This window comes from Nocardia sp. NPDC023852 (assembly GCF_040639505.1).
Taxonomy (GTDB): Bacteria; Actinomycetota; Actinomycetes; order Mycobacteriales; family Mycobacteriaceae; genus Nocardia.
In genome coordinates this window covers 1-3,527 of the sequence record NZ_JBFAAB010000066.1, presented here as the reverse complement: position 1 = coordinate 3,527, position 3,527 = coordinate 1, and the positions used below count along the sequence as shown (strand labels likewise).

Here is a 3,527-nt window from a genome sequence, read left to right as displayed (position 1 = left end):
TCCTGACCACCGTCGCATCCCAACCCACCACGACCGTCGGCGACATCGACGTCCTCGCCCCAGGCGAACGAGACCTGGTCCTACACGAATGGAACAGCCCCGGTGCGACGGTGCCCGAGGTGACCCTGGTGGATCTGCTCGGCGCGCAGGCGCGCAGGCGGCCGAACGCACGGGCGATTCGTTCCGGTGACACCACGCTGACATTCGGTGAGTTGCAGCGTCAGGCCAACCAGGTGGCTCGTGCCTTGATCGCGCATGGTGCGGGTCCGGAATCGCTGGTGGCCGTGGCGGTTGCGCGGTCGGAGGAGCTTCCGGTCGCGTTGTTGGGGGTGCTGATAGCGGGTGCGGCGTATCTGCCGATAGATACCACCTATCCGGCGCAGCGGCTGGAGTTCATGCTCGCCGACGCAGCACCGATCTGCCTCCTGACCACGGCGGACGAGCGCGTCGCGGTACCCACCGGCGATATTCCGGTGATTCTGCTCGAGGAGGCGGCGTACTTCGCCGACGACCCGGTCGGTGACACCGATCGCGTCGCGCCGCTGCGTCCGGACAATCTGGCGTATGTCATCTACATTTCGGATTCGACTGGTGTGCCCAAGGGTGTCGGTGTGGCGCACCGCAACGTGGTGAAGCTTTTCGCGAACACTCAGCTGCTGTTCGAGTTCGACGAGACCGACGTGTGGACGCTTTTTCATTCGTTCGCGTTCGATTTCTCGGTGTGGGAGTTGTGGTGCGCGCTGGCCAACGGCGGCACCGTGGTGATAGTCGACTACCTCACGTCGTGTTCGCCGGAACAGTTCCGCGAGTTGCTGATTCGAGAACAGGTCACGGTGCTCAACCAGACCCCTTCGGCGTTCTATCAGCTCACCGAGGCCGACCGTGCCGCGGACCCGATCGACCAGGGCAAGTTCGCGCTGCGTTACGTGGTCTTCGGTGGTGAAGCGCTGGATCTGCGCCGGCTTCGGCGCTGGTACGAGCGGTACGCCGTGAACGCGCCATGGCTGGTGAACATGTACGGAATCACCGAGACCACCGTGCACGTGTCGTTCCTGTCGCTCGACGAGCACATCGTGGACAACGCGGCCGGCGTGATCGGCCGTGCGCTGCCCGGCCTGGACGCCTACGTGCTCGACGACAGGTTGCATCCGGCGCCGGTCGGCGTGGCAGGGGAGATCTACGTCGCGGGCGACCAGCTCTCCCGCGGCTACCTCGGCCGTTTCGGACTGGCCGCCGCGCGATTCGTCGCGAATCCGTTCGGCGCACCGGGATCTCGGATGTACCGTACCGGCGACATCGGCCGCTGGGTCGGTCTCGGTTGGCAGGCCACTCTCGAATACGCGGGCCGTGGTGACCAGCAGGTACTGCTGCGTGGTTCTCGTGTCGAGCTCGGTGAGATCGAGTCGGTGTTGTCGGGTTGTGCTGGTGTGAGCCAGGCTGTCGTATTGGTCTGTGTCGATGAGCAGGTGGGTGATCGGCTCGTCGGCTATGTGGTGCCCGATGCCGGTGCTCAATTGGATCCAGTGGTGTTGCGCGCTCAGGTTGCCGAGTTTCTTCCCAGCTATACGGTTCCTGATGTCATCGTCGTGCTGGAGGCCCTGCCGCTGACTCCGAACGGCAAGCTTGATCGCAGGGCGTTGTCGGCACCGGAGTTCGCCGGTTCGGTGACTTTTCGTGCGCCGAAATCGCCGGTTGAGCAAGCCGTGGCTGATGTGTTCGCCGGTGTGCTCGGTGCCGGTGAGGTTGGCTTGGATGATGACTTCTTCGCTCTTGGTGGTAATTCGTTGCTGGCGACGAGGGTGGTCGCGCGGATCAATGAGGCGCTGGACGCGAATCTTGTGGTGCGCGAGCTGTTCGAGGCGTCTACTGTTGCCGCGTTGGCCGCCCGTGTTATGCCTGGTGCAGGGGGTGTAGGGGGGCGTCCGGGGCTGGCTCGCATCGAGCGGGTGGAGCTGGTGCCGTTGTCGTTGGCGCAGCAGCGGATGTGGGTGCTCAATCAGTTCGATCCGGTTTCGCCTGCGTACAATATTCCGCTGGCGATCAGGCTGTCGGGTGCGCTGGATGTGTCGGCGTTGCGTTATGCCATGGCGGATGTGTTGGAGCGGCATGAGTCGCTACGGACGCGGTATCCGGTGAGCGGGCCGGGTGGGTTGCCGTTTCAGGAGATCTTGTCTGTGGCCGAGGCGCTGCCTGGCGGGTTGGAGGTGGTGGCCACCGACGATCCGATGGGTCGGGTGAGCGAGTTGATGCTCACCGGGTTCGATGTGACCGAGCAGGTTCCGGTGCGTGCCTTGCTTGTGGAGTCCGGACCGGAGGAGCATCTGCTGGCTGTGGTCGCCCACCATATCGCTGCTGATGGTGCTTCGATGGGGCCGCTGGCTCGTGATCTGATGACGGCTTACCTGGCCAGGATCGGTGGTAACTCGCCGCGGTGGTCGCCGCTGGAGGTGCAGTACGGCGACTTCGCGATCTGGCAGCGCAGTGTCATCGGCACCGATGATGAGGAGAACTCGATAGCCGCTCGGCAGTTGGCGTACTGGCGTCACCAGCTCGAGGGGTTGTCTGGTGAGTTGGAATTGCCGCTGGATCGTCCGCGTCCCGCGGTAGCGACGATGCGTGGGGCGAACACCGGCCTGGCCGTTTCGCCGGAAGTGCACCAGGCGCTGGCCACCCTTGCGCGGGAATACAATGCGACCCTGTTCATGGTTGTTCACGCGGCGCTGGCGGTACTGCTTGCCCGGTTGTCCGGGGACTCGGATGTGGCTATCGGCACGCCGATCGCGGGTCGCGGTGAGCGTGCGATCGATGATCTGGTCGGGATGTTCGTGAACACTTTGACACTACGCACAGCGGTCGAGCGGTCCGCGTCCTTCGCTGCTCTGGTCGACCAGGTCCGCGAGACCGATCTCACGGCGTTCGCCAACGCGGATATTCCGTTCGAGCGGGTGGTGGAGGTGGTGGCGCCTGGTCGGGCGACTACGCAGAGCCCGCTGTTCGGTGTGGTGCTGTCGTTCCAGAACACCGAGCAGCCGGCCTTGGAATTGCCCGGGCTCACTGTCGCCGCGCTGGACGCGGGTCTGGTCTCGGCGAAGTTCGATCTGCAGGTGAACGTGCACCCACGCCATGGCGAGGATGGCTCGTTCGGCGAGCTGGACACCGTCTTCACCTACGCGGTCGACCTTTTCGACGAGACCACGGTGCAGTCCTTCGGCCGCAGACTGGAACGGATCCTGACCAAAGTCGCCGCCGACCCACACGTGCTCGTCGGCGACATCGACATCCTCGACCACACCGAACGAGAGCAGATGGCCGCCGCGGCTGAATCGGTGGCTGCCGAACCGCTGGTCGCGACCGCGGGCACTGCGTTGACACAGGTGTTAGCGGTCGCTGTGGAAGACGATCCGGAAGGTCCCGCGGTGGTCTCCGGCGAGAACGCCCTTTCTTATCAGGATCTGGATGCTCGTTCGTCGCGGTTGGCGCGGGTGTTGATCGCGCGGGGTGTGGGGCCGGGTATGGGTGTCGTGGTG

1 protein-coding gene is annotated in these 3,527 nt (G+C 64.6%); it reads left to right on the top strand.

Annotated features, from left to right (window positions below):
• Positions 1-3,527 (top strand): amino acid adenylation domain-containing protein (locus tag AB0H00_RS31815; protein ID WP_357273615.1); only part of this gene is annotated, 3,527 nt, incomplete at both ends.